Origin of the sequence: Nitrospirillum iridis, from assembly GCF_014205765.1 — a bacterium.
Lineage (GTDB): Bacteria > Pseudomonadota > Alphaproteobacteria > Azospirillales > Azospirillaceae > Nitrospirillum > Nitrospirillum iridis.
This window is the reverse complement of sequence record NZ_JACIIZ010000005.1, coordinates 39605-64851: the sequence shown is the minus strand read 5'-3', so window position 1 is coordinate 64851 and position 25247 is coordinate 39605. Positions and strand designations below refer to the sequence as shown.

The window sequence follows — 25247 nt, the reverse complement described above, 5'->3', positions numbered from 1 at the left end:
AAACCTACGTCACCGCCCGTAATACGCCATTCCCAGGGCAACCAAGCCGAACACCAACCACAGCCCCACCGACAGCCAGGGCCGCTTCCGCGCCGCGAAGGACGAGATCAGCCCGGCTGGGAACAGGAGGTAGAAGACCTGCTGCTCCCAGGTCCCCAGGTGCTCCGGGAACCTGGCGGTGGACATGACGTAGGCGGCCAGGCCCGCGATCCAGAGGATGAGGGTCGGGCTGATCCGGGAGAGCTTGCCTTCGGCCGTCATCGCGGTATCGCCAGGCCCCGCGCCCTCACCGAAACGCCAGGGCAACACCCAGCGCCGCCAGCCCGCAGGCCAGCCACAGCGCTCCGCTGAGATACGGCCGCTTCCAGGTGATGCCGCCCAAGAGTAGGCCGGCCGGGAATAGGGAATCAGCCAGGAACCGCAGGCCGGCTGTGGGCGGGTGGCTGTCCGTGAAGGCGGCGCCCACGAAGGCGAGAACGCCCAGCACCCAGAGGGCCAAGTAGGCGCGCCGCGTCCGGGGATGGAGCGGTGGGCGCTCTTCGGTGGTCGTCGTGGTCATGGGATGGCCATCCGGCGGCGGTTCATCTCGTCACGATACGCCAGGTGCCGTGCGTTGTTGTAGTCCTCGCCGGTGCCCAGGATCTTGCCGATGTAGATGAACATCAGGTTGATCGGGGTTGCTGGGCCGCGAGAGAGCGCCTGGCAGGTTTCCCGCAGCCAGGCTGGCAGCCAGGTGCTGCCGACGACGCGGGCGCGGTTGCTTTCCGCGGCGGCGGCGTTGTTGACCCAGGCACCGTAGTGGAAGCCCTTGGCGATCCGGCCGGTCGCGGTGTAGCCGGTGCGCAGCTCGTCGTCGCTGAGCAGTGGCGGGAAGTCCTCGGGCCGCTCAATGGCCTGCTGACACCGCGCCATGAGCGCCGCCGCCATCAACCCGCCCTTGGCTGTGCCGTAGGCGTCGAGCAGCGTGCGACGGATCCGAGATAGGAGGGCTGTGAGCCCACCGGCATCCAGGCGGCGGATGGACAGCATGTCCTGCAGGAGGTGCTGGACGGCCGGGTCGTCGTAGTTGAGGGACTGGCCGGCAATGGGGAAATCCAGCCGCCAAAACTGGACGAGGGTCATGCCGGCAGGGACGCGGCCGACGGGGAACGAGGCACGGTCGACGCGGCGGCCCGTCGCATCGATGACGATCTGGTGGGCGCCCTGGGCGAGCTGGCGATCGAGGTCGGCTTCAGCCTGCTGGACGGCGGGGTCGGAGGTGATGGAAGGGTTGGCGGCGGCCATGATGGGGCGGGTCCGGCTCCCGGTGGTGATGAGAGGGAGGTAGGACCAAGGGTGGGTGTGGCAAGGGGATATGCCACCTGGGGAGGTGGGCGAGAATTGACGGGGGAGGGGGCGGCCGGGGGGCGGGAGGTCCGAGTACGGCAGGCCTATGCGCCGAATCGCGCAGGATTATGCGCCGTTTTGCGCAACCTTTGGGCCGCTTAACACAACAAGCCAGCTGGAGCAAAAGACCTGACCCGGGAATCGAACTGGGATTCACGGATTTGCGGTTCATTCCAGGTCGACCGCGACCATCAGCGAACCGGCGTCAGCATGGCCAAGACCACGGCCAGAACGCCGAAGCCCGCCCAGCACAGCGCAGAGACGAAGGGCCGCCGGCGGGTCGCCGCCGCCAGGATGATGCCGGCCGGGAAGCACAGGTTCTTCCACGACCTGAAGGCGCGATCCGCGTCCATGGGGAACATGGCGAACGCCACCAGGTAGGCGGCGAACCCTATCACCCAAAGGAGCGCGATGGCGGCATTGCGGGGCGAGGTCTTGGCGACGGCGGTCATGGGATGGCCATGTTGCGGCGGATCATCTCTTCCTTGTACGTCTGCTTGCGGTCGGCGAAATGGTCGTGCCCGGACGAGATGATCCACGAGATCGTGCCGATACCCATCGCCACAGGCAAGATGGCTTCGCTGGACATGGCCTTGCCCACGTTCTCCAGCCACCGCGGCAGGGACCAGGTCATGCGCTGGGCGACCTCACGTGCAACAGGCGGCCCGCCGGTGGCACCAGCGAACACGAAGCCGCCCCGGCCGAAGGACTTGGCCATCTTCTCGGAGATGCCGTAGGCCGCGAGCAGCTCGGCGTCGCTCAGCAGGGCGGGGAAATCCTCCGGCCGCTCCACCGCTTGGTTCACCCGCGCCATGAGCATCGCCGCCATGAAGCCGCCCTTACCGGGGCCGTAGGCAGCCAGCAGGCGGGAGCGGATGCGGGACAGGAGCGCCGACAGGCTGCCTGCGTCCAGGCGGCGGACGGACAGCATCTCCGTCATGAGCTGCTGGCTGACGGCGTCCCCGTAGTCCACCCGGCGGCCGGCGGCCGGCGGGCGCGTCGAACTCGAACTCCAGGAACTGCAGCTTGGGGGCGTCCAGGCGCCAGAACTGCACCAGGCTGACGCCGGTGGGCAGCCTGCCCACGGGGAAGCTGGACCGGTCCACCGGATGCCGTGTGGCGTCCATGACGATCTGGTGGGCGCCGTGCTGGAGCTGGCGGTCGAGTTCGGCCTCCGCCGCCTGCCGCGCCGCACTGTCCGTGGTGGTGGCCGCCGTCGCGCTCATGATGGGGGTGACCTGGCTCCCGATGGTGACGGAAAAGAGGTAGGCGAGGCGGGGGAGGTGGCAAGGGGTTACGCCACCTGGGGAGGTGGTCGCCGCCACGGCCTGCGGACTGAAAAATTCAATATTCTCATGGAATTAGAACGCAAAAAGCCCGCCGCGGATTATCCGTGGCGGGCTTTTTCACAAGACAGACGCCAAACTGTGGTGCATTTCGAGGCAGACTATGGCCGAAAAAGGCCAAACTATGCTGCCTCCCACAAGACGCGTCAGGGCGAGATGGCGACCCCGGCAGGGCGATAGAAAGCGTTTTATTTCAATACGATGCGGCGACGTTGGACACCGAGTATTCACGTGCGTTTCCAGCGAATTTCGCTATTTGTGTCCAACCCTTTTGGCAGAGCCGCAGCCCCGGACCAGGGAGCGAGAGGCCTATTTCGCCAACGACCGCGTACGGCCGGGCGCGGGCGTTGCCATCGCGAGCGCTCCAAGCCCGCCCCCAGCTTTGAACGCACGGTGATCCTCACCAATCCGCCGTACCCGAAGGCGAGGAAGTGATGCGGCACACGTTCACCATTTGCCCCGCTTGTCACTCGCTATAGTTGTATACGATCGTTATCAACCTTTGGACCGGCAGGGCGTTTTTGATCATAGGGTGAAGCAACAACACATGCGGGAGGTTGACTATGGGAGCCAGTGACATAGACCATAATGGCCGAAAAGAAGCCGTGAAGCAGTATGAAGATACCCTGGCTGCCTGGTTAAGATATTTCAAACAATGGTTTGCATTGCACTATTTTCTTGGGTCAATGTTGATTATATGTTCATCAACCGCAGCTGTTGGCGCAAAAATTGGTATAGATGAAAAGACCGTTCCATTTTTTTCATGGGCTGTCGTTGTAATTACATCATTTATCGGCTTCATAAAGCCAAAGGAAAGAGGAATTCGGTACAGAAGGGCATGGTCACTTCTTAGAAATCAAATAGGACGATTTCTATATGATCCAACATATACGTTGAACCATGTGATTAATGCTTATGATCGTGGCGAGGCCATAATCCATCAATCAGAAGATCCCCCAGGATCATCTAAGTGATGAGCCCATCCATCTACTAAGACGCAGCCTCATGGGTGGAGTACCATCGAGGACACTACTACACTCGCCCTGGCCCATATCCAGGATGACATGGTAGTCGCTGCCTATCAAGTTGGTGCCGCTGGCGCCACTTACGTCGCTAGGCTCAACACCCTTCCTTGAAGGGGTAAAAGCGGGACTTGAAGCAGCCGGCATCGATCTTGATCATCGGTAGAGCATCTAGACCACAAGGTGAACCGATGACTTTTCCGTCCCACCTTCGGAACCGTGCCCGCCCGCTGACCGTCATGCTGCGGGTGTTGGCCATGGCCGGTCGGCGTGTGAGGTTGGTTTGTGACCGTTGTGGCCATGACCACGGGTGGGTTGACGATCTGACGTCGACGGAGCGCGGCCGACAGCCTTGCCCGACTTGTAACCCCGCGACCACGAGGTGAACGACCCCGCAAAAAAAGGGGCGGCGCCCGGACGGAGCCGCCCCCTTTGAGGTGCGCCGTTGTGGATAGGGATCAGCTTGGCGCGACACCCAGACCCAGGGCGTCCGTCGCGGTCCCCATCAGGTCGGTCGCCGCCTTGTCAAAGGTGTCCTTGGCCGCCGTCAGAGTGGCGTAGGCATCCGCCTTGCCTTGCGCCGCCGCTGTGGCCGCAAGGCGCGCCTGGGCATCGGCGCTCACGGCGTCGCGGTACTCATCCCGAGCAGCCGCCAGCTGTGCCGCCAGGTCACCGATACCGGGAGAGGGCGGGACGGACGGCGGAGCGCCAACGGTGCCGGCGGGAATGCTGACCAGCTCCGGGCCGGCTTCCCCCACCAGGGGGATGGGGGCGGGGGCGCTAACAGCAGGTTGGGGATTGGGATCGATCATGGCTTTACCTTTCGTGAGACGGTGGTGGAGAACGATGAAGCCGCTGGCCATCCACGGCAGGATGCCCAGGACAGCGGTGATGAGGCCGCGGGGGCCAGAGTGGGCGTCGGTCATTTCGTCTGGACGCCCTTGAGCTTTTCAAAGGTGCGCAGGCCGCCCATGCCCAGCATGCTGGCCAGCAATCCCAGAAGGTCGGTGATGCCCAGGTCAGGGAAGGTGGGCGGGGCCGCCATGGGGTTCGCCGCCAACATGATGTAGGACTGATAGACCCACACCCACGTGAGGGCGACGGCCTTGGGCCAGTAGCACAGGGCCAAGGCCCCGACACAAACCCAGCCGGCCCCAGGACGCCACCCGGCGACGAAGACGGAGCCGGACTGCGCCTCAGCCTTGTTCACGTCCAGCTGTGCCAGGTTCAGCTGTTGCGCCCGGTCGGCCGCCTCCTTATAGGCGGCGGCTTCGGCTTGGGCCTTGGCCGTGGGGTCAGGGATGAAATCGAGCAATTTATTGACCACGGGCGTGATGACACCCGAGGCTGGCGACAGCAGTTCTTGCAGGATGCCCATGGTACCCCCATGAAAAAGGGCGCCCAAGGCGCCCCGGATTGCGGTCTGTTTGGTTTGCGTTTCAGGCGGCGGCCGGAACACAGGGCGTCTGCCACATCGCCACTTCAGCCTCGCGGCGGCGGGCCAGACCGGGAACAACCACTTTCTGCCCCTTCACTGTCGCCTTGTTCCAGCGCAGCATTTGCACCGGAACCGCCACCTCCCAATCTGGGGAGGATAGGGCGGCGGACATGCCCTCACCGTTCAGGGCGCCCAGGCCCACGTTGAACAGAAAAACGGCGAAGGCGCCGAACTGGTTGTCGTTCAGCGGTGCCCGAAGGGTGGACAGGCGCCGCTCCACCGGGTCCAGGTCGCCCAGCAACAGGGCGTCCGCCCGCTGCTGATTGATTTCCAGGCCCGGCACCACATCGCGGCCGGTGTGCCCCCAACCGATAGTCCAGATCCCAGCGACGTCGCGGTAAGCCTCCAGCTCGCAGCTTTCGAAGGCTCGCAGCAGCGCCAGGCCGGCGGAATTGATACGGCGGATCATGATCAATACCTCTCATGGGGTTGGTGATGGGGTTGGGATAGGACCCGCCCCAGCGCGGCATGGGCCTCGCAGGCGCCGGAGACGGTCAGGATCAGCAGGGGCTTGCCGCCGGCCCACAGCTCCACCCGGTCGGCATTGACCAGGCGGACCCATTCCAGGCTGCACAGCGTCCCCTCGACCACGCGGCGGATGCCTGCGGCGTCGGTGGTGGTGTGGGTGATGGGGGCTGTCATGCGGTTAGCCGCGGGTGTTGCTGCGCCACGATGGCATGGTGCAAATCGTCAATGCGGGTGTGGACCCGGTCCAAGTTGGCGGACTGCCGGACCTGGGTTGCGGTGAAACCCTCTATGGCCTTCGCCATGGCCGCTTCCTGCGCCTCTATGGCCCTGGCCATCGCGGACTGTGTCGCGGCCATCACCTTGATTTCCGAAAAGGCATCGGCGAAGGCCTGGCGGCCCTGTTTATCATTGGCGATGTCACGCTCAGCCCGATCCAGCCGCGCCGTCAGCACAGCGATGCTGCTAGCCAGCACGGCGATACGGGAGGATAGGCCATCGTCCCCATCGTCATCCGATGACCGTCGGCGCACACGGTAGGCCAGGCCGGATACAGCCACGGCCAGCACCGATAGTGCGGCGGTGATCGCCGTCCAAGGCCCCGCCTGTGCGGCGGACGCCGCAGCCTCAATTTCCATCAACACCCCCATCTTTCGCCCCACCGGGCAGGCAATAAAAAGCCCGCCGGAAAGGGCGGGCGCGGCACTCAAGCGAACGGCGTTCGCGCTCATTCGGCGGGCGGCTGGCCGGTCAGGATCCAGGCCATCCGGTCGGGCGTGATCAGGCCCCTGTCCACCCACGCCCGCAGCTGGGCCGCCGTGCGCTCGGCATCCAAATCAACGTATTGCGTGCCCGCCCCCAGCAGCAGGGCCGCCAGGGAAGCCCCACCTTCTGACGGGTGGGCATCGGCCACGATGGCCAACCATTCGGCGCCGGTCAGCAGGCGCACCACCAGGTCGGACGCACTCATCCGCCGGGGGTAGCGCACAGCCATCAGGGCGCGCCATGCGACCGCCTCATCCGCCGTCACCGGCCGGACGGTCCAGGCAGTGCCGTCCCAATCGGCGGTTTCGGCGCCGGGCGTCAAGGTTGGGGGGGGCGGCAGATCCATCACATAGGCAGCGATGGGCTGGCCGTCATCGCCACGGGGGTAATCGGCCCCTCGCGTCGCGACCAGGCACAGCAGGTCCCTACCGGCGCCGGACACCAGGGCCAGGGCGTCCGTCCATGCCTGGAAAGCGGGGTTCGGTACGGCCGCACCATCGGGGCCTGCCCCCAGCGTCACGGGTGGGCAGGGACGGGCCGTCAGGTGCGCCGCCGCCTCATAGGCGTCGGCGGCGGCCGCCAGGGCGCGCACAGCGGCATTAATTGCCAGCTGTCTGGCGATGACGGGTTGATCCACCGTGGTCACATCCATCGGGCCGCCGTGGCAGCGGGGCCAGCCGCCGACCAGGGTCCAAACGTTGACATACCGGCCGGCGCGATAGCTGTCGGCCATATCGATTGCGCGCATCATGCTCCCCCTTGGATCAGCTGTAACGGGCGCCGCCGAAGCGGGTGATTTCGGCCGCGGACGCCCAGCCGATGGTTTTGCCCGCCACCCCCTGGACTTGAAGCCCAACCCCGGGGGCGGCATCGTTCAAGGCCACGAGGGTGGCATCCATCGCGGTCGTGTTGCTCTCCGTGTCCGTGCCCAGGTGCTGGACGCCCGTTATCGTCACATTGCCGTTGGGCAGCCGGTAAAAACGGGCGCGCACCTGATAGCCGTCGATTTCCGTTGGCGCCGCCCCCCATTCCGCCGCCGTGACGTTGAAGACCACCTGGCCGTGGTCGCCTTCCGCCACCGGGAAGCGGGCCACCACCGTGGCCGTGGCGTCCGTGGTCCGCCCCACCGGGAAGGCGACATGGACGCCATCGATGGGCGCCACCGGCACCCTGTCAGACAGGATGCGGTCCCGCAGGAAGATGGGTGGTTGGCCGGCGACGGCCTGGTTGCCGGTCGCGATGACATAGCCGCCCTGTCGCGCCGCCACCCCCGTATGGTTGTCGCTGTTGTTGGTCGCGGCCAACCCGGCGAGGTGCGCCGTGCGGATCAGCCCCTGGAATACCGAGGTCCCGTCCCCCTTGGCGGCATAGAGCGCGCCCGTGTCGGGATCATGGGCCAGGGCCTGGACGGCGGCGGAGGCGCCCCCCAACACGCAGCGGGCGCCAGCCCGGAACAGCGGCGCCTCATCCGCGAAGATGCGGGTGATCTGTTCCGGGGTGGGCGCCGTCGCGCTGATCCGCAGCAGCGCGACGGCGCCGGCCGACCATGCGCCGGTCAACGCCCCACCGGAATATCCGCACCCGACCAACAGTGATGCGGCGGTATTGGTCAGGGACCCCACGGCCCCCGCGCTGGCGGTCGCGGCACGCCATCCATTGACCCAGATTTCCAGGGTGCTGCCACGCTTGACGGCCACCACATGGTCATAACTGGTGCCGGCGGTATGGGTGCCGGCATCCGCCACGAAGGCGCCGTTCGTGCCATCGCTGATGTTGAACTGATAGTTGCCCGAGCCGTTGGTGAACAGCTCCCAATTTGGCGTTGTCCCATAGCCGGCACCCGTCCCCGGCTGGCGCGCGACCACGAACTGGTTGACGGCCCCCGCGCGTAGCCACACGGACAGGCTGAAATCCCCGGTGCCGAAATCCAACGCGGCGGATGGCGGTTGCAGCAGGTAGTTGCTGGTGCTGAAACCACCCCAGGCCGATAGATCGGTGGGGGCGATGGCGGATACCGCCGCCCTGGTGAGGCTGCCCATCACCCGCATGCCGATGGCCCTGACGCAGCGGTCGGGCTCCGCCCCCATCACCGAAACGTTATCCACCGTGCCGGCGAAGCTGGCATCGCCGGCGAATGAAATCGCCGTGCTCGACGCCGTCGCCGTGAACTGGACGAGCATGGTGCCGTTGGCCGTGACGGTCGCGACCGTCGCACCCGCCACCTGCACCGTCAGGGTGCCGGCGCTGCGGGTGGCGTCGGCCGCGAACAGATAAGTCTGGCCCGCCACCGTGGCGATGGTCTGCGACAGGTTTCCGGCGGAACCCGCCGTCTTGGCGGCGGCACCGCTGGATTGCGCCCATCCGGCGCCCGCCGTCCAGCCCGTCAGGCTGCTGGCGAAGGTGCCGTTGGCGACCAGCTCCCCGCTGGTCGTGACGCTGCCGGTGGCGGTGGAACTCAATGCCAGGCGGATATCGCCTGGCATCCACCCGCTGTTGAACGCCCCGCCGCCATAGGCTGTATTTCCCGCCGATGTGACCACCGCCTGCATGCCGGCGGTGGGATTGACGGCGTCTTCCGCCAGCAGACAGAGGCCGGCGCCGCCGCCGAACCACCCCCCCACGATGGCCTTGGTGACCGCCACCGTCCCCGGCCGGTTGATCGCCCCGGATGTGGCGGCGTCGCCGTAAATGTACTGGCGCCAAGCGGTCGCCGCGACAGTGGAATAGGGGACGGGGCCAAGGCTGATGATGCCGCCGCCGGAGATGTAGCCCAAGCGCCCATCGGACGTGAACCAGACGGCGGCGGCGCCGCTCGCGTCGGTGATGGTGGCGACCTGGCCCGATGGGTGGATGACACTGACCCCGCCGGGCGTCGCCACGGCGATGGTGGGGCGGGGCAGCCCGGTGGCCCGGTCAATCGGCGCGCCCGGCAGGACGGTGACGTCCACGCCCGCCGCGCCGTTGGTCACCAGCGCCCGGGCCGGGAGGTAAACACTTTCCGACAGCGCGTTGTTGGCATTGACCACCCCCGGCTCTCCCCGGATGTAGGTGCCGCCCGCCGTGACGCGGGTCACGATCTCGGCGCCCAGGAAATTGATCTCGAACAACCCTGTCGAGTTGCTCGCGATGTACAGGCAGCCGTTGCGGGCCAGCATCTGCGGCACGCCCGCCCCTAGGTCGACATTCTTGCCGGGGCCGCCGATCACCGCCCACATCACGGGCGTGGACTGGTCGCAGTCATAGGCCGTGACGGTTCGGGCCGTGGCATCGGCTACGAACATCACCCGGCCCGGGAAATCCGCGCGCTTGCCCCGAGTGCTGGTATTCAGCACCTGCGTCGCCCAGGTCTTTCCGGCGCAGCGTAGACGCCACGCGCCGCCGTCCCCGTCCCGCGTCGTATCGTAAAAGAACACTGCGGCGGGTGCGCCGGCCTGGACCTGCCCCGAGAATGCGCCCAGGTCGCCCAGGCCCGACACGGCCACCGCCCCATCCCGCGCCGCCGCCGCCTGCGCCGCATAGCCCTGGACGATGGCCACCAGCGCGGTGACCGACTGCATCACGAGGTTTGGGCTGGAGTTGCCGATTTCTGCCAGCGCGTCTCTCCAGAACCGCGCCCAGATTTTGTAGTAACCGACATTCTCCAGCGAGAAATCATCCTCGGAATAGGTGGTGCCGTTTAATACCCAGCTGGTAGACATCAGATCAGCTCCGCAAAGGTGGGGGAAAAGCCCCACAAATTGTGATGGGTGTTGGTGACCTCGGACATGTCAGTCATCCGGCAATAGAACATCTGCCGCGCCAGATACGGCGCGTCCTCATCCGGGTTCAGGATGATGAACAACTCCCGTCGGATGCCCAGCCGCATGCACATGTCGTGATGGACGCCCCAGGCGAATTCCCTGGACTGATAGTCGAAAGGAAGCCCGAATTCCCGCCGCATGGGCCGGGATGCCGCGCCGAAGGCGCCGCCGGGGGTTTCATAAGTCTGTGATGGGTCCACAGGCTTAACGTGCAGGCCATAGCTGTAATTGCGCGGCGGCTGGTACGCGACGCCCGCCAGCAGGCGCCCGGCCTGGAAATATCCATCCGGGTTGGCGGGGTCCGTCACCTCCACCCGCAGGTAGCGGGCGAAATAGGTTTGCGACAGCAGCAGATAAGCCGTGTAGGTGGTGGGGTATGCGGCCCGGTCAACGCCGCTCCACGGCCAAACGCCCCACGGCAGGGTGCCCGGCACGGCCGTGGGCAGCCACATGGGGCCCGTCGCGGTCGCCACCGGGGCGCTGAAATCTGGCGTATTCGACAGCGTTAGGGTCAGGGTGGCGGCGGCGGATGCGTTGTGCGCGACAAGCACGACGCTGGACACCGCCTGCAGGCTACCCATGTCCACCTGCATCCGGGCGGCATGGCTGGCGATGTTCAGGAAACGGGCGGGCTTCTTGATGTCCTGAAGCCGCAGGTTTTGCAGGCTCAGCCCGCCACTTTCCACCCAACCGGCGACCCCGCCATCGGTAAGGGCGCCTATGTCGGATACATGCTTCCACAGAATGGCGACGTTACCCATCAGCCCCGCCCCGTCACGGTCATGAGATTGGAACTTCCCGCCGGCTGTACGCTGGTGACCACGATGCTGTGCGATCCGCCCGGCACCCACACGGGGTCGACGATAGCGACGGTGCAGCCGGGCAACAGGCCAGGGATCAGCGGCATAGTGAGGGAGTAGGCGGCAGACCAGTCGCCGTACACCACGGCCCGGCGGTTGGCCTCGAACTCCGTATCGGCGGAATTCACGAAATGGGTTTGAACCCTCACGTCGCTGTACAGCAGTTCGTGCGCCGCCACGTCGGCATTGGTCGCGGTGGGCGCCCACAGGCATTGGGCTTTCAAACCGGGCTTGTCGGCCTCCGGCACGGTGCCGGCGCCGGGCAGGATGCTGCTGTCGTCCAGCACCGTGTAATGCCATTCATAGCCCAGGGTGCAATTGCGCAGGCGCCGCGGCACCTCCTGCGGCACCAGCTCCGTATAGTCGCGGTCGGTCACCGTGTAGTCCGGGGTATCGGCCGGCGCGTCGAAACGCACCATGTACAGTTGGTCCAGCAGGTCGAAGCCCCAGCAGGCGCCGACGTCGGACGCCAGCTCATCCACCACTTGGCGGATGGTCACATCGGACGCCCCGTCATGGTAGTACGCCAGCGCGGCGGACCCACCCGGCAGCGCCGCGAATGCGGCGAGGGAGGCGGCGTTGATGTCGCCGGAGGTCATGTCGCCCATGGTGGTGACGATGTGACGGACGATATCCGGGAACGACGTCACATAGGTGCCACTGACGGTGATGCCCTGGACGCGGACGATAAGCGTCGAGGCTGTATCGGTCGCGAGCCGGATCAGCCCCAACGCCTTGCAGGTGGCGTAGTCATATCCGGACATGCTGAGTGCCGCCAAAGCGGCGTAGGTGGCGACGTCGGGCCCGGCGCTGGGCAGAACCTTGCCGCCATCCTTGACCCACACCAGGGCGGTGAACCCGCGCTTATCAACCATGTAGATCAGCAGGGCGCCCAGGGACACCGGAGACACCTGCACCACATCCCCGTAGGCCCACGGTAGGCCGCGCCCCGCCATTTCCGCCGTGCCCTCGATACCGCCCGTGCCGGCGAAGGTGCCGGTGGTGGCGGGCACGTCAAACCGCGCGCTGCGGTCGAGGATGCGGATGGTGATGGTGGTGCCGCCGATGACCTGATCAACCACCCCTGTCCGCGCCACCTGGAAATCCGCCAGCGTGGGGCTGTCCTTGTCGGTGTAGTACAGGACGAAGCGCCGGCCGGACCAGCGGTAGTCCGGCCCCACGATGGCGTTACGGGATCCATCCATGTTGGTGATGGTGATGGTGCCGCCGGAGGGGGAGGAATAGCCCCCGACCGTGTCGCCGCTGGTCAGTGACCGGGTTTCCGTTAGAGGCACATCAATGGCGCGCTCATACAGGGTGTTAGGCGGGCTGTCGCCGGGCCCCGTCACGAAACCCACGTCACTGAACGGCAACAGCACCTCAGCCCCCGCCGACACCCGGTAGGGGTAGAAATCCGCCAGGTACGGCATCAGCCCGCCCGCCGCTGTATGGTGGTGAGGCCGCCAACTGGACCGCGAACGGCGTTCGCGGTGGACTTGATCGCCGTTTCCACCCTCCCCAAGCCGCCGACACTGGCCAAGCCGCCCGCGCGGATTTGCGCCAGTAACTGGTTGTTCTGACGGATGATCGTATCCAACCGCGCCTCGACGCCTGCGGTATTGACCGAGCCGCCGCCGAACGAGGGGGCCGAACCGTTGGGCCACACCCTGGTGCCGGTGGGCAGCCATGCCACCTCCGGCCCACGCTCGCCCACGATGGCCAGGCCGCCGGGGTGATAGTCCGTGCCGGTGGCATAGGCGGGTGTGCCGCCCAATTTTGCGGCCGTCTGCGCTGTATTCCAGGTGACCTTCCCGGAATAGACGTTGATGGCGTCCAGGACGTCGCGCAAACCGTCCAGCCGTGGCCACTCATCGCCCCATTTCGCCCGCTGCCACACATCCGCGTTGTAGATCAGGATGTTGGTCGCATCGATCGTGTCTTTCACGATCTTGAAGCCGGTGGCGATGATCACGGCGATGTCTGCCAACGTGCCGTTGGCACCGCTCCCCGCGAGGTCGCCGACCGCGCTCGTGACGTCGCCCGTACTGGAATTCAATGTCTCCAATTTTGACAGCTGGCCATCGCCATTTGCGTCCAGCTGCTTGAACCACGTGGTCAACGTGCTGTCGTCGGCTTTGCCCGACAGCACGCTTTTGAACGTCGCCTGGCTGAGCAGGCCATTCGTGCTGGCTGTTAAATCATCGAAATAAGGCTTGAGGGCGCCGCCTACCTGTTGCGCCGTCGGGCTGGCGATGCCGGACAGGCCGGACAGCAACTGCGCCCGGGTGACCTCCAGCTGGCTGATGGCGCCGTCGCCATTATTGTCCAGCTGCGCAAACCAGTAGGACAGGGTGCCGTTGTCGGCCTTGCCGGCCATGACGGCGGTAAACGTGGGCAGATCAAGGCGGCCGTTGCCGATGGCCGCCAGCTGCTGGAAATAAGGCGCCAGGGCGCCGCCCACCTGTAGGGCGGTGGGCGTGGCGATGCCGGACAGGCCGTCCAGCAGCTGCGCCCGGGTGACCTCCAGCTGGCTGATGGCGCCATCGCCGTTGCTGTCCAGCTGCCCGAACCAATATTGCAGGGTGCCGTTGTCGGCCTTGCCGGACATGACGGCGGTAAATGTGGCCAGGTCCAGGCGGCCATTGGTACTCGATGTCAGGGCGCCGAAATAGGGCGCCAGGGCACCACCCACCTGTAGGGCGGTGGGGCTGGGCAGGCCCGTCAGGGCGGACAGCAGGCTGACGCGGGTGCTTTCCAGCTGGCTGATGGTGCCATCGCCATTGGTGTCGATGGCCGCGAAAATGCTGGCCAGATCGCCGCCGCCGGGCAGGTTCAGCAGGGCGCCGATCGCCTTCAGCGACGCCGTATTGCCGGTGCCCCAACTCTGGAATTCCGCCCAGGTTATCACCTTGTCGCCGTTGGCGTCCGCGCGCGCCAGGGACGCCGCGGCGTTGTTGGTGTTGGCCGCGATTTGGCCCAACAGGGCCAGGTTTTTATCGTTGAAGGACTGCGTGGCCGGCAGGGCCGACAATTGCGCCAGCACCGCGTTTATGGTGGCCGTGGTGTCGGTGCCTGACCCCTGCGTTTTGGTCAGGGCGCTGAGATAGGTATCCGCGTATTGAGTGATGCCCCCCAGGGCCGTGCTGTCGTTGGCCTGGGCAAGCGCCAGCTGGCGATTAAAGGCGTCCCGGGCGTTGGACAGCTGATCCGTTGGGCTGAGATAGCTGGTGACACCCCCCGACTTGGCCTTGTCGATATAGGCCTGGACACTGGCCCCGGCGGATGTCAGTTGCGACGCCGTCGCGGCCAGGCTGGACACCGACTGCTGCGCCGTCTGGAACCGGCTAGTCAGTACCCCCAAGGCGGTGGTGTAGTCGGCCGGCGCGATGGTACCGGCGGTGAGCGCGGCGTTGAGCCTGTCGAAGGCACCGCGATAGGCGTCGGTGCTGTCCACCCCCGCCTTGCCCAGGGCGGTGATGTTGTCCAGGTCCGTGCCGATGGTGGCGATGATGGCCGACAGGTCGGTTGCCCCCGACAGGCTGGCCGTCAGGTCCTGCGCCCCGGTGACCGTGCCGCCGGTGGCGTTGAGATAGGTGACCTGGCCCTTGGCCTGCGCCGCCGCCCGGTTGGCCGCCGCCAGGTTGGCCGCCGCCGTGGCGGCGGCTGTCGTGTCCGTGGCGTCGGCGACCGCCGCGCTGTAGGCGTGGATTTGGCCCGTCAGGTCGGGCATCAGCGACAGCAACTCATTGAACGCGTCGCCCGACAGCTGCGCCTGGTCCACCACGTTCTGCATCAGCCGGGCATAGACCGTGTTGGCCGTGGCCACATCGGCCTCTGAGCCGCCCAGGGCCTTGATGTCGGTGATGGCCGTGGCGCGTTGGGCCACCAGCTGCTGTTCCGCGTAGGCCGCCTGTTCCGCCGCGTCGCCCGCTTGCAGGAAGGCATCGTTCAGCTTGGCCATGTAGTCGCTCAACAGCGTGGCCTTGGCGTTCTTGGCCGCCGCCGTCACGTCATCGATGCTGATGCCGAATTCGGCCAGATAGGGGATGGCGCCCTGGACCGCGCCGTCTATCTTCGCGACGGCCTGTTGCGTGGCGTCCAGCGTGGCGGCGGCGGGGGTGATGCCCAGCAGGCTTTTCAGGTAATCGCTGGCTGCGGTGTTGGCGGCGGCGGTGTCCAGCCCGAGATCGGCCGTGGTCTTCTTGAAATCCTGTAGGCTTTGGATCGTGCTGACGATGCTGGCCTTGGCCTGCAACTGCACATCGTCCGCCGCCGCCAAGCCCTGGGAATAGCTGGACAGCGTGTCGCGAAAGCTCTTGGCGAAGGCGATATCGCTGTTCAGCTCCGCCGACGTGGTCGCCTTGGTGTTGGCCAGGGCCGTTTTCACATCGGCGCTCAGCGCGCCCGAATGGTCATCCTGCAAGAGGCGCTTCGCGAAGTCGGCGATGGCCGCGTCACCGTCCGTGAACGACTTCTTCACGCCGTTTACGAACGTATTGATCGTCCCATTGATCGTTTCTATATAGTTGCCGTTTAAAAATCCGCTGTTCTGGGACAACACCAGATTTGAAACGCCCGCCGTCTGCGCCGCGCTATTGATGGCGGAAATGGCGCTCTTGCCATAGGCCGTCGCATCGCTTCGGCTTTGGCCGTTGTCCACGCCCACCGGCCCCAGGCCCACCACCTGGCCGGCACCCAAGCCGCCCTGTGTGATCCCGATTTGGCCCACCGGCCCGACACTTTTGCTGGGCCCGAAGATCGATCCCAGGATTGCGCCGGGGATGCCGCCCAGGAAGGCGCCGAAGATGCTGCTGTTGCGCTGCTGGATATCCGACTGGCCGAACAAGTTGCCCAGCGTGCTGGCGACCGCGGCGGACGCACCCGCGATGCCCAGCGTTCCCGCCCAATTGACGGACCCAAGTCCGGACAGCCAGCCCCCCGACTGCGCGGCGGAGCCGGCGGCGGCCCCAGTCCCACCGCTGGACGAACCGCCGATGTCCAGGTATTTCAACAGGCCGGTTCCGGTGTTGATGGCCAGCGGGTTATCGTTCGCCGCGCCGCTGGACGAACCGCTTCCGGCTGCACCCTGCGCATTCCCGGCAACCTTGGTCAGGTCACTGAGAGTGGGCAGTTTGTTGTCACCCGACAGCCAGTTCTTCAGCGGGTTCAACACGGCCAGCTTGATGCCCGCCGTTTCGATCTCCGCCACCAGGCCTCGGAACATGTCCTTCCATGTGGCCGTGGCATCGGAAGCGGACACCACCTTTTGGATCATCGCGTCAAACGTGCTGGTCCCCAAGTCGCTGAACGTCTGATAGGCAGCGGTAAGCCGCTCGTTTTCCGCCGTCAGGGCCGCCGTCTTGCCGGCGGCGTCGATGAGGCTGCGCACCTTTTCCTTATCGGCCGCGTCCTCCGACGAATAGAGCGCCAGATTGTTCGCTCGCAGCTGCTGCTCAGCCTTCATCTGAGCCAGCAGGACGGCGCGGGCTTGGCTATCCATGCCCAGCGTGTCGATTTCGGCTTGCAGGTAGGTGATGTTGTCGTTGGCGGAGCGCAATTCGTTGTCGGCGGCGATACGCTGCTGATCCAAGGCCTGCCGCTTAAGGTCCACCTCGATTTCCTGGCGCTTCACCTCGATTTCCTGCTGCGTCAGGGTGATGCCTGCCGCCTTGGCGTCGTTGATGGCCTTTTGCACCATCACCGCCGCTTGGTTGGCGATGGTCTGGTCCGCCAGGGCCTGGGCGCCCTTCGCCGAAGCCGCCGCCAGGGCGTCTTGCTGTTGCGTCGCCACGTCCAGCTGCTGCACCTGCTGCGCCAGCGCGGCGTAGGACGCGGCGGAGGCCGCCGCCAGGTTCCGCTCCACCACCTCTTGCTGATGGGTTCGCACCGTCAGATCGGTTCGCGCCTGGTCCTGCACCTTGGCCGCTTCGGCGGCCCGCAACCCCGCTTCGGCGGACACGCCGTAGGCATCCGCCACGGTCAGGGTGGCGGCGGTGGACGCACTGGCCGCCGCCGCGCTTCGCAGATAGGCGTCATCGCGGGCGCGGACCACAGACGCCTCCGCGCCCGCGGCCATCGCACCCTTTTCGATGGCGGAGGCATTGACCGTCCGGGCCGCATATTCCGCCTGCAACCGGGCGCGCAACTGGTCCCGCAAGGCCGGGTCCGCCGCCAGTACCTGCTGTTCGATACGCTGCTGGTCCAGCCACTTCTGATAGGGCTGCTGCAAGCCTTCAATTTGAGCCCGAGCCGCTTGCACGGCTTGCGCATATTGGGTGGCGGAGATGACGCTCTTGCCCGTCGCGGGATCAATCGTCAGGAAGGCCCGCGACAGGGCCAGGATGTCGGCATTCAGCCCCTTGATTTGCGCATCGGGCAGCGCGTTGACGATGGGCATGACCTTGGCACCCAGGTCATTCGCCGCCGTTTGGTCGGCACCGGCAGACGCCTGCCGCGTCTGGCTGGCGATGCTGCGGCGCAAGTCTTCGGCTTGGCGCACCAGGGCCGCCAGTTTCTGCTGATCCGCCACCACGGCGCCGACATAGTCGTCGTCGGTCGCGGCCTTGGCCTGGTCTTCGCGCAGCTCTTTCAGCACCGCGTCATACTGCGCCGTCACGTCGGCCAGGCGCTGCACAGGGGGCAGGGCGTCCGGCGCACCCCAATGCTTAATCCGCTCCCAATTGTCGGCGATGTTGTTCAGGGCCTGGCCGAAGTAGCCCAGGCTTTCCTTGGCCTGGTCCGCCCTGTCCTTGATGGCCGCGAACAGGGCCGCCTGCGCCCCCGCGCTGTTGCCCGTCCTGTCCATGCTTTGGATGGTCTGAACCTGTTGCAGGCTCAACAGGTTCAAGGACTTCGCCAACTGTGTCGCGGCAGAGCTGGGGTCGCTGAAATATCCCGCCAGTTGCTTGGACGCATCCTCCGTCGACTGCGCCGTCAGGGTTGCCCAGGCCTTGGTTTCCGCCGCCAGTTTGGACAGCATGTCGCCGCCGATCTTGCCGGTCGCCGCATAGGTCTGCTGCAAGGCCAGGGCGGACGCCCGCGTGATTTGACCAGACTGCGCGGCCTGATCCGCCAGTTCATAGAACTGCGACGACGTCACCCCGGCGGCACCGCCCGCCAGGGCCAGGACGCGATTGGTTTCCTTAAGCTCCGCATTGGCCTGGACGTGGGCGACCACCATCGCGGCCACGGCGGCCCCCAACACGATGAACGGCGCGGCCGCCGCCAGGGCCGCCACGCCCATCCCCGCCAGGGCGGGGGCCGTCTGCACCGTTTGCGTCAGCAGCGTCTGCCCCACCGGCAGGCCGGAGGCGATGGACTGAAAGGTATTGATGACGCCGGATTGCAGGATGGCCGTCTGCGTCGCGCCGAACCGCGCGCCGTCCCCCATCTTCTGCAACAGGGCGGCATGCTCGGCTTCGGTGGTCAGGCCGGACGCCAAGGCCGCATCCAGTGTCTTCCTGCCCTCCGTCAGCTTTTGCGTCGCGGCGTAGGCGGGGTCCAGGCTAGCCTTCAGGGCATTGAATGACGCAGCCGCCTTCGCGCTGTCATTCGCCGTGCCACTCATGACTTGGCGCAGCTGCTGCGTCGCCTCGGTCGCGGAAATCGTCTTGGCCGCCAACGCGGCCTGAATTTCCGCGACCTGGGCGGATGCGGACTGCACCACCTTCAGGCTGGCGGCCGTCCGTTCGGCCGCGTCGCCCCCCTTGGCCATTTCCGTGGACAGATAGGCCTGCGCCGACGCCAGCTTGCCGGCGGCATCCGATAGGCTTGTTGTGGCGCGAATTGTCGGGTCCAGCCGGACCACAAGGCGCTCGACACCTCGGCCAGTACCGTCGATTGCCGCATTGATCGTGTTGAAGGCGCTAGTCCCCTCCAGTCCAGCAGCTTTCATCTGGTCGCGGAAATCGGTCATGCCATCAAGTGACAGCCGGATGGCGAGGGTACGGTCCGCCATGATCAGGCGCTCGGCAGGGACGCCATGACGGCGCTATAAAGCTGCTCCCGCGCATGGGCGAGCGCGCCTTCAACATCCAGGCGCTTTCCCAACTTCACATTGCGCAACAGGAGGAAGACGGGAACACCCTTGCGGGCCGCGCTACCCGGGGAGCGGCCACCGGCTTGGGAAGCTGGCGCCACAAGCAGCGCCTTATTGCCACCGTGCAACGGCCTGAATTCCAACGCGCCCCATTTGGCTTGCGCGGCATCCACGTTGGACCACTTCGCAGGTAGCGGCGGTGACAGTTGGCGCCCGCGCCTACCCTGGGGCCGTAGTTGGAAGCCCAGGGCCGTGGCGGCGGGCAGCGGGATCACCAACCACCGCGCGTTTCGTGCCGTGATGGTGACAGAGGTATTGAAGGCATCGTGCAGCAGCGTCGCTTTGGAATAGATCAACGCGGCGGGGTTCAGGCTTGTATGGACGCCATAGAGGTATACCTGCCATGCCGCCGCCAACCCATCGCCCAGGCCCGCCGCGTCCACCTGCCGCCGCAACTCGTCATGCAGGCTGGTGGCGGCGCTGCGAACGGCCGTTCGCACACCCGCGCCCATGTCCTTCACCAGGTCATCCATGGCCTGTTCGAAGGTCTTGTCCACCCATTGGATACCCATGCGGCCCTCCATTTTTGCAACAAAAAGGGCCGCCCGAACGGCAGCCCTGTTGACTCTTTGCACGCACAAATTGCTAAGTTGCATCGACTGCTGCGATAGGGGAGCGATATGCGGACGTTCGAACATCCATCCGGAAATGGCTATACCGAGACGGTCGATAAGAAAGACGCTGTCCTAATACTTCTCTTTGGAGCGATGTATCTTTGTTACAAAAGAGCTTGGGGAGCCGGCCTTTTGGCCGCTGCGACAACAGCCGGAGTAGCTCTCCTATCGCTCTATATTATAGGCGCGACAGATAAAATCGGCGGAGGCGCTGCCACGTTCGTTTTTTGGTGGGCAATAACGCCCTACTGCTTTGGCGACGAAATCCCGAAGGCCTATCTGAAGCGCGGATGGAAGGAACAGAAGCCTAGCGAAATCCCACAAACCTGAGAAGCTTCACTTCTGCAACAAAATGGGTCGCCGCAAGGTCAACTCTATTGGCTATGAATGCGATCCCAGGCTTGAGGACTACATCCTGAAGGGTACATTGTGGTGAGCCGTATAATCTCAAAGATGCTGATTGGCGTCACAAACAGTCTGGCGCTTATACTCGTTGCCATTGCGACAGTGGGAATTGCCGCCTACGCCGCACTGGTCATGATTAATCCACATGCCGGACCGAGCCAAATGGTTTCATCGACTATCATTCAGGGAGGCAGCGTGACATTTACACTTGTAGTCGTCCTGCTACTGGTGGGATTTATCTATTTTATCCCCAGCATAATCGCTTTCCATTCACGGGCCGGAAACAGATCGGCTGTGTTGTTCCTCAACTTGTTCCTTGGATGGACCCTGCTGGGATGGATCATTTCTCTATTCTGGGCCTTGGCGGGGGCGTCCCAAGCAACCGCTATCCGCGCGAATTACAAAAAATGTCCTCGGTGTGCTGAGGCCATTCTAAATGAAGCTAGGATTTGCCGCTTTTGCCAGCATCAGTTTAACCAATAGCAAAAACGTGAGGATATCACCAAGTCAAACCAAGGCGACGTTCAGGAACCGGATGGGTGCCGGCCGGAGCGTGGCGACGAAGCCCAGGGCGCGCATTTGGCGGCTGAACGCCATGCGGCTGGCGGCAATCTCACGCTGCTGGCGGCACCAACGCTCATAGGCCTGATAGACGGCGGCGAAGGGCACGGACTGGCCTTCCGCTGTCGTCAGCATTTCTGCCGCGAAATGGGCGGTATGGCTGTCCTCAACCTCGACGGCGGAGGGCGTCACGGTCGCGCCGGGGAGTTGGGGAAGCGGCGACCGTTCCCACATCGCCAGGGCGGCGTTCCGGCCCTTTAGCCGCCCCGCGAGGCGGATCATGTCCATCCAGGCACGCATGGCCTGGTAGGGCAGGCCGGACAGTTCATCCGTCAGTTCCAGGATTTCGTCACCCCCTGAAGCATCCGACAGAGGCTGAGTTGTTGGAACCGACGTGGGAACCGGCGGTTGGAAGTGCTGCCACAGCACGTCATAGCATTCGCGCTTGTAGGCAATGACCTTGTCGCGGATTTCTGGACGAACTCGGTTTTCATCAATGCCAAAAAGCCAACCATTCATCAGGCGAAGGGGGAGGCAAATTGCCTCTTGTAGGCCGCCGGCGGAAGGTAGGGTCATGATGACCCTACCTTCCGACAGCACCGCATCGCGACGGAGCCGAAGTTGCTGGGACTTCCAATCCAAACCCAACGCAACGCATACCGGCTTGACCGCCACCAGCACATCGCCACTGTCTGTGCGGGTGGCCAAGAGTGTGTCATCCCGGAACGGGACAGCCGTCAGCATCGTGGTCATCTCAGTCCTCCGTTTCCGAAGACGAGCCGAGGATATCGTCCCAGGTATCATCAGGAACGTCCCGGTTCAGCATACCGAGCAGATGGCGCAATTCTTCGTCGGGCAGAATGCGCAGGCCGAGATCGCCCCACAGGCTAGTGGCGCCAGCTTCGCCGAAAACGGCGTGGGCAGTGTGAACCGCTGCGACGTTTAGAAGGTCACGGCCTTGCACGGACCAAACCTCACCGCCATGCAGCGGGATATGAAGGCTTACGCCGTCGAAGGGGATGGGACTTGCTGCGTTCATCATCAGGTCTCCTTGGGGGCCGGAGCTGCAAGCCCGGCGCGTTCGGGTGGTCACTCTCGCGACCCACCGGCCCCCAAGAAGCGGGGAAATCCGTGGGCGCGCTCATTCGGCTTGCAGGCCGAAACTCGGGGATGGCGCGGCGGGTCAGGCCGCGCGGGGGATGTCGCCAAACAGGCGCTCGACGTCCGCCAGCAACAGCAGGTTCAGCTGATCTTCTATGCCGTCGGTCAGGAATTGCAGGCCGGGGCGCAAGGCGTCGTGCCGGCCCTGGCCGAACTGGGTGTGCAGCAGCAGGTAGGCCTTGACGCCCCAGCCCATGGCCGTGCGGGGCGGCATGCGGAAGATGGTCAGCAGCACGCTGTCCGCTTCCGCGAAGCGGCGGTCGTATTCGGCTTCCTCCGCGTCGTTGCGGGGCGCATGCTCCATCGCCAGCTGCAAGGCCTGCCAGCGGGCCAGCAAGGCCCACATGTCAGCATCCGATGCTTCCGCCGTTGGGCCGGCGGCGACCGGGGCGGATGCCGACACCACCGCCAGCGAGGCGGCACCAGCGGAGAGAATGGAGCGGCGAGATAAGGCTGTCATGGCGCACCTCTGTCTAAAAACGACAGAAACGACGATATGCGACACATTTAGTTTGATCAATCGAAAAACGACAGTTTTGACCATAAACGGCTAAACGTGTAATGTCGCGCCCATGACACCTGCCCAATGCCGCGCGGCCCGCGCACTACTGAACTGGAACCAAGATACGTTGGCCCAACGGGCCAAGGTTGGAACCGTGACCGTTCGACAATTCGAGGGCGAGAAAGCATCCCCAAGGAATGCGACGCTCACAGTGCTGCAATCGGCCCTAGAGGCCGCCGGTGTCATCTTCATCCAGGAAAATGGCGAAGGACCGGGCGTGCGGTTGCGGAAGCATCCGGCATTGGACCCGTTCGCGGGCGAGGGCGCCACAGGCCTTGAGATGGCGAAGCGGTTCGCGAAAGAGACTGCTGAGATGAAGGACGGCGACTTGGTCGCCAGCAACCCGCCCTACGGCGAGAAAACCGTGATGGGGCGGACGATCTGGGGTCGGCCGAAAAAGCCGAAGGATTGAACCACGCATGAAAATGCCCGGCAGCCTTTCGGCCCCGGGCGCACTCATCAAATCTTGCCTGAAACATACCTCAAGGTGCCCCCGAGGGTCAAGAGGGTGTCCCCGTTAACATACCGCACCGCTAAATGTGGTAGCGCCTCATTCCCCCGCCGCCTTCACATCCAAGTCCGGCACCTCGACCTGATAGGCTCGGCCAGGGGCAAGCGTTCCATCCATGATCCCTACCGCCTCTTGCAGCGAGGCGATCAGTTCATCCGTCACGTCGGTTTTCGGTGTTTTCTTCGCCATGGTCCGCATGCCGTAATGGGTGCCCACAAATGCGATGCGCCCGGCGGCCTTTCGGCCCCGGGCGCATCCTTCAAGCGGTTTCCGCAGCCGCCCCGCTGCGTCCGGCCTTGGGCTTGGCCGGCCTATCGGGGGTAGGGAAGAGATACCGGGTGATACTGACCAGGAAGGTGGCCACCTGGGTCACCGTGCCGGCTATCAGCGTTATAATGACCTTATTGTCGATAAGCCTGTCCGCCGCCTGGATCTTGCCGGCGTCCAGCAGTTCGCGGTCAACCGCCGCCAAGCTTTTGATCAGATCGATCACCGCCCAATTCGCCAAGGTGAAAAGGCCCAGCATCACCAGCGTCGCGACGACGCGCAACGACAGCTCGACGCCTTCGGTGGTGATCTTAGGGAAAAGCCCCCGGTCCTGACCCAATCGGATCGCTATCGACGGGGGCGCGACGCCAAGGGTGGTGACTGGCGTAGACGGGGGGGAGAGATCGGAGAGGTCCATGCCGTCAGTCGGCGGACATTTTCACCCGTTCGCCGCGCGTCCCGTTGGCGTCGGCGATCAGGACGATATCGCTCTCCCCCTTGTGGTTGACGGCGATCAGGGCCAATTCCAACGCGCGCTGAATGACCTCTTCATCACTGCGGACATTGAAGGCGGCCTTCAGCTTGTTCATGTTCTTTTCCCCACTCTTGGGGAAAGATATCTTCGGCGCCAAGAAGCTCATCATATACCTCTTATCCGCACGCGTTCCTGAGCCGCGACGCTCAATGGGGGGTGCGGCCCACACTCATGAATATGAGCATACCTCATATCATGTCTAGTGGTATCAACCCGATGATATACGGCATCACCGTATGTTTTCGCGAACGGCGTTCGCCATACCCTCCCATGTTATCGCTCAATCCTCCATCCGGCGCCACCGGCGGAGCCGCGTGCCGGCGTTCACGATATATCCCGCTTGGCTATCACCTGAAGTGGTGGGAAGCTCCCCACACTAACCAGGGAGAGTGCAGTGGCTTTCGACCCGAGCAACGACGACTATGTTCAAGTGCGTGTTCGCTTTCCGGATGGGCACCGCCCGCACCTTTGGTCCGGGACCGAGGCGGAATGCAAGGAGCTGGCGGCCGCGATCAAGACGGTCCAGAGGCATCGCTTACGGCTCAGCATACCGGAGGAGGACAGGACCACGGTGTTCGGTGAACCCATCCATCCCGGGTTCTACAGCGGGGAAGAATGGGATGTCGAATTGAGCTATCCCCCCAACCATCCGAACAACCCAGAATAATTTAAGCATTGGAGGAAAAAGCAGTGTCCAACGATGCTGAGGCGCCACGTTTCCATGCAGAATACATTGGGCTCATTGCTCAGAACCAAGTCCATCATTTCGCAATAAAGCACTTGATCGCAAAGACACTTGAGCATGAGCCGTCATCTGAGAAAATTCGGTTTCTACGAGATCTCGCTCAGGAAATTACCGAGGCTGCGGATTTCGCATATCGAACCCGAGCGAACCTTGCAGATCCGCTTGATGCGAATGCGCTAATGCTGAAAGAAATGCGGAGCAGAGGGGGCACGCTGATTTCGGTGGTGGCGGAGAGCCTGGGAATTCGCCTGGAGGAATGACACGGGAACCTACCGGAAGAACCAGAAGTACCGGCCCTCGTTCATTCTTGATCACAAGATCCATATCTTATTCCTCTTTCTGCATCGACCACCAGGCCCTATCCATCGCGTCCAGGGCGTCCAGCATGATGGCGGCTTGATCCATCACCCCGCCGGCCTGGGGCAGGTGGGTGGATGCTGGGATGATGCCCGCCGCCATGCCGCCGATGCGCCCCGGCCGGGGGCGGCAGGCCTGCCAGATGGACAGCATGTCCCAATCGGCGGGGGTCAGGGTCAGCTTGGGGTTGGTGGGGTGGAATTCGCCGTCCACTTCCCACCCCGGGCCGCCGTCCGGCGGATATTCCCCACAGTCGAAGGCGGCGGGGTCCATCCACACGGCGACGGCC

29 protein-coding genes are annotated in these 25247 nt (G+C 64.6%); 6 read left to right on the top strand and 23 right to left on the bottom strand.

Annotated features, from left to right (window positions below):
• Nucleotides 1-9: 9 nt before the first annotated feature.
• From FHS74_RS09940 to FHS74_RS09920, 5 genes are all read right to left on the bottom strand, one after another.
• Nucleotides 10-261: a hypothetical protein gene (locus tag FHS74_RS09940; RefSeq protein WP_184799980.1), complete on the bottom strand. Its 252-nt coding sequence runs from the start codon at nucleotides 259-261 to the stop codon at nucleotides 10-12.
• A 25-nt stretch (nucleotides 262-286) separates the two neighbouring features.
• Complete coding sequence (locus tag FHS74_RS09935; RefSeq protein WP_184799978.1) at nucleotides 287-559, bottom strand: hypothetical protein; 273 nt, start codon at nucleotides 557-559, stop codon at nucleotides 287-289.
• Nucleotides 556-1284 (bottom strand): hypothetical protein, encoded by a 729-nt coding sequence (locus FHS74_RS09930; RefSeq protein ID WP_184799976.1) that lies wholly within the window; start codon nucleotides 1282-1284, stop codon nucleotides 556-558. Before FHS74_RS09930 ends, FHS74_RS09935 begins: the two co-directional genes overlap by 4 nt.
• A 293-nt stretch (nucleotides 1285-1577) precedes the next feature.
• Nucleotides 1578-1838, bottom strand: coding sequence for a hypothetical protein (locus tag FHS74_RS09925; RefSeq protein WP_184799974.1), 261 nt, complete (start codon nucleotides 1836-1838; stop codon nucleotides 1578-1580).
• Nucleotides 1835-2359: a hypothetical protein gene (locus FHS74_RS09920; RefSeq protein WP_184799971.1), complete on the bottom strand. Its 525-nt coding sequence runs from the start codon at nucleotides 2357-2359 to the stop codon at nucleotides 1835-1837. Before FHS74_RS09920 ends, FHS74_RS09925 begins: the two co-directional genes overlap by 4 nt.
• Before the next feature lie 53 nt (nucleotides 2360-2412).
• On the opposite strand from FHS74_RS09920, the gene FHS74_RS09915 reads away from it, so the two are divergent.
• Both FHS74_RS09915 and FHS74_RS09910 read left to right on the top strand, forming a co-directional pair.
• Nucleotides 2413-2655, top strand: a complete 243-nt coding sequence (locus FHS74_RS09915; protein WP_184799969.1) for a hypothetical protein — start codon at nucleotides 2413-2415, stop codon at nucleotides 2653-2655.
• Nucleotides 2656-3295: 640 nt separating this feature from the next.
• Entirely contained in the window at nucleotides 3296-3706 is a 411-nt protein-coding gene (locus FHS74_RS09910; protein ID WP_184799967.1) for a hypothetical protein, read from the top strand.
• 506 nt (nucleotides 3707-4212) lie between these two features.
• On the opposite strand, the gene FHS74_RS09905 is transcribed toward FHS74_RS09910, so the two are convergent.
• From FHS74_RS09905 to FHS74_RS09855, 11 genes are all read right to left on the bottom strand, one after another.
• Nucleotides 4213-4680, bottom strand: a complete 468-nt coding sequence (locus tag FHS74_RS09905) for a hypothetical protein (RefSeq protein WP_184799965.1) — start codon at nucleotides 4678-4680, stop codon at nucleotides 4213-4215.
• The gene (locus FHS74_RS09900) at nucleotides 4677-5132 is read right to left on the bottom strand and encodes a 3TM-type holin (protein WP_184799963.1); all 456 of its coding nucleotides are present in this window, start codon (nucleotides 5130-5132) and stop codon (nucleotides 4677-4679) included. Before FHS74_RS09900 ends, FHS74_RS09905 begins: the two co-directional genes overlap by 4 nt.
• Nucleotides 5133-5193: 61 nt before the next feature.
• Entirely contained in the window at nucleotides 5194-5661 is a 468-nt protein-coding gene (locus FHS74_RS09895) for a lysozyme (protein WP_184799961.1), read from the bottom strand.
• A gap of 2 nt (nucleotides 5662-5663) precedes the next feature.
• Nucleotides 5664-5894: a hypothetical protein gene (locus FHS74_RS09890; RefSeq protein WP_184799959.1), complete on the bottom strand. Its 231-nt coding sequence runs from the start codon at nucleotides 5892-5894 to the stop codon at nucleotides 5664-5666.
• The gene (locus FHS74_RS09885) at nucleotides 5891-6448 is read right to left on the bottom strand and encodes a hypothetical protein (RefSeq protein ID WP_184799957.1); all 558 of its coding nucleotides are present in this window, start codon (nucleotides 6446-6448) and stop codon (nucleotides 5891-5893) included. The genes FHS74_RS09890 and FHS74_RS09885 overlap by 4 nt, the downstream gene beginning before the upstream one ends.
• Nucleotides 6445-7233: a hypothetical protein gene (locus tag FHS74_RS09880; protein WP_211106213.1), complete on the bottom strand. Its 789-nt coding sequence runs from the start codon at nucleotides 7231-7233 to the stop codon at nucleotides 6445-6447. Before FHS74_RS09880 ends, FHS74_RS09885 begins: the two co-directional genes overlap by 4 nt.
• 13 nt (nucleotides 7234-7246) lie before the next feature.
• Complete coding sequence (locus tag FHS74_RS09875) at nucleotides 7247-10180, bottom strand: LamG-like jellyroll fold domain-containing protein (protein ID WP_184799952.1); 2934 nt, start codon at nucleotides 10178-10180, stop codon at nucleotides 7247-7249.
• On the bottom strand, nucleotides 10180-11043 hold the full coding sequence (locus FHS74_RS09870; protein WP_184799950.1) for a hypothetical protein: 864 nt from the start codon (nucleotides 11041-11043) through the stop codon (nucleotides 10180-10182). The genes FHS74_RS09875 and FHS74_RS09870 overlap by 1 nt, the downstream gene beginning before the upstream one ends.
• Nucleotides 11043-12572, bottom strand: coding sequence for a hypothetical protein (locus tag FHS74_RS09865; RefSeq protein WP_184799948.1), 1530 nt, complete (start codon nucleotides 12570-12572; stop codon nucleotides 11043-11045). The genes FHS74_RS09870 and FHS74_RS09865 overlap by 1 nt, the downstream gene beginning before the upstream one ends.
• Nucleotides 12572-19099 (bottom strand): phage tail length tape measure family protein, encoded by a 6528-nt coding sequence (locus FHS74_RS09860; protein WP_184799946.1) that lies wholly within the window; start codon nucleotides 19097-19099, stop codon nucleotides 12572-12574. Before FHS74_RS09860 ends, FHS74_RS09865 begins: the two co-directional genes overlap by 1 nt.
• Nucleotides 19100-19101: 2 nt before the next feature.
• Nucleotides 19102-19752, bottom strand: coding sequence for a DUF6441 family protein (locus tag FHS74_RS09855; RefSeq protein ID WP_184799944.1), 651 nt, complete (start codon nucleotides 19750-19752; stop codon nucleotides 19102-19104).
• A 108-nt stretch (nucleotides 19753-19860) separates the two neighbouring features.
• Between FHS74_RS09855 and FHS74_RS09850 the strand changes: the two genes are divergently transcribed.
• Both FHS74_RS09850 and FHS74_RS31290 read left to right on the top strand, forming a co-directional pair.
• Nucleotides 19861-20184, top strand: a complete 324-nt coding sequence (locus tag FHS74_RS09850; protein WP_184799942.1) for a hypothetical protein — start codon at nucleotides 19861-19863, stop codon at nucleotides 20182-20184.
• Between the two features lie 123 nt (nucleotides 20185-20307).
• Nucleotides 20308-20742, top strand: a complete 435-nt coding sequence (locus FHS74_RS31290) for a superinfection immunity protein (protein WP_425491288.1) — start codon at nucleotides 20308-20310, stop codon at nucleotides 20740-20742.
• A gap of 24 nt (nucleotides 20743-20766) precedes the next feature.
• Here FHS74_RS31290 and FHS74_RS09840 read toward each other — a convergent pair whose 3' ends face one another.
• From FHS74_RS09840 to FHS74_RS09830, 3 genes are all read right to left on the bottom strand, one after another.
• On the bottom strand, nucleotides 20767-21573 hold the full coding sequence (locus FHS74_RS09840) for a phage antirepressor N-terminal domain-containing protein (RefSeq protein ID WP_246463036.1): 807 nt from the start codon (nucleotides 21571-21573) through the stop codon (nucleotides 20767-20769).
• 1 nt (nucleotide 21574) lies between these two features.
• Nucleotides 21575-21862 (bottom strand): hypothetical protein, encoded by a 288-nt coding sequence (locus FHS74_RS09835; protein WP_184799940.1) that lies wholly within the window; start codon nucleotides 21860-21862, stop codon nucleotides 21575-21577.
• Between the two features lie 141 nt (nucleotides 21863-22003).
• Nucleotides 22004-22441 (bottom strand): hypothetical protein, encoded by a 438-nt coding sequence (locus FHS74_RS09830; protein WP_184799938.1) that lies wholly within the window; start codon nucleotides 22439-22441, stop codon nucleotides 22004-22006.
• A 196-nt stretch (nucleotides 22442-22637) separates the two neighbouring features.
• Between FHS74_RS09830 and FHS74_RS31130 the strand changes: the two genes are divergently transcribed.
• A complete protein-coding gene (locus FHS74_RS31130; RefSeq protein ID WP_211106211.1) occupies nucleotides 22638-22955 on the top strand; it encodes a hypothetical protein in 318 nt (105 codons plus the stop codon).
• A gap of 138 nt (nucleotides 22956-23093) precedes the next feature.
• Here FHS74_RS31130 and FHS74_RS09820 read toward each other — a convergent pair whose 3' ends face one another.
• The 3 genes from FHS74_RS09820 to FHS74_RS09810 form a co-directional block, all read right to left on the bottom strand.
• Nucleotides 23094-23243 carry a hypothetical protein gene (locus FHS74_RS09820; RefSeq protein ID WP_184799936.1) on the bottom strand — a complete coding sequence of 50 codons (150 nt, stop codon included), beginning with the start codon at nucleotides 23241-23243 and terminating at the stop codon, nucleotides 23094-23096.
• A gap of 70 nt (nucleotides 23244-23313) precedes the next feature.
• Nucleotides 23314-23739 (bottom strand): hypothetical protein, encoded by a 426-nt coding sequence (locus tag FHS74_RS09815; protein ID WP_184799934.1) that lies wholly within the window; start codon nucleotides 23737-23739, stop codon nucleotides 23314-23316.
• Nucleotides 23740-23743: 4 nt separating this feature from the next.
• Nucleotides 23744-23911, bottom strand: coding sequence for a hypothetical protein (locus tag FHS74_RS09810; RefSeq protein ID WP_184799933.1), 168 nt, complete (start codon nucleotides 23909-23911; stop codon nucleotides 23744-23746).
• Between the two features lie 635 nt (nucleotides 23912-24546).
• On the opposite strand from FHS74_RS09810, the gene FHS74_RS09805 reads away from it, so the two are divergent.
• Entirely contained in the window at nucleotides 24547-24861 is a 315-nt protein-coding gene (locus FHS74_RS09805; protein WP_184799931.1) for a hypothetical protein, read from the top strand.
• 67 nt (nucleotides 24862-24928) lie between these two features.
• On the opposite strand, the gene FHS74_RS09800 is transcribed toward FHS74_RS09805, so the two are convergent.
• Nucleotides 24929-25231 (bottom strand): hypothetical protein, encoded by a 303-nt coding sequence (locus FHS74_RS09800; RefSeq protein WP_184799929.1) that lies wholly within the window; start codon nucleotides 25229-25231, stop codon nucleotides 24929-24931.
• Nucleotides 25232-25247 lie beyond the last annotated feature (16 nt).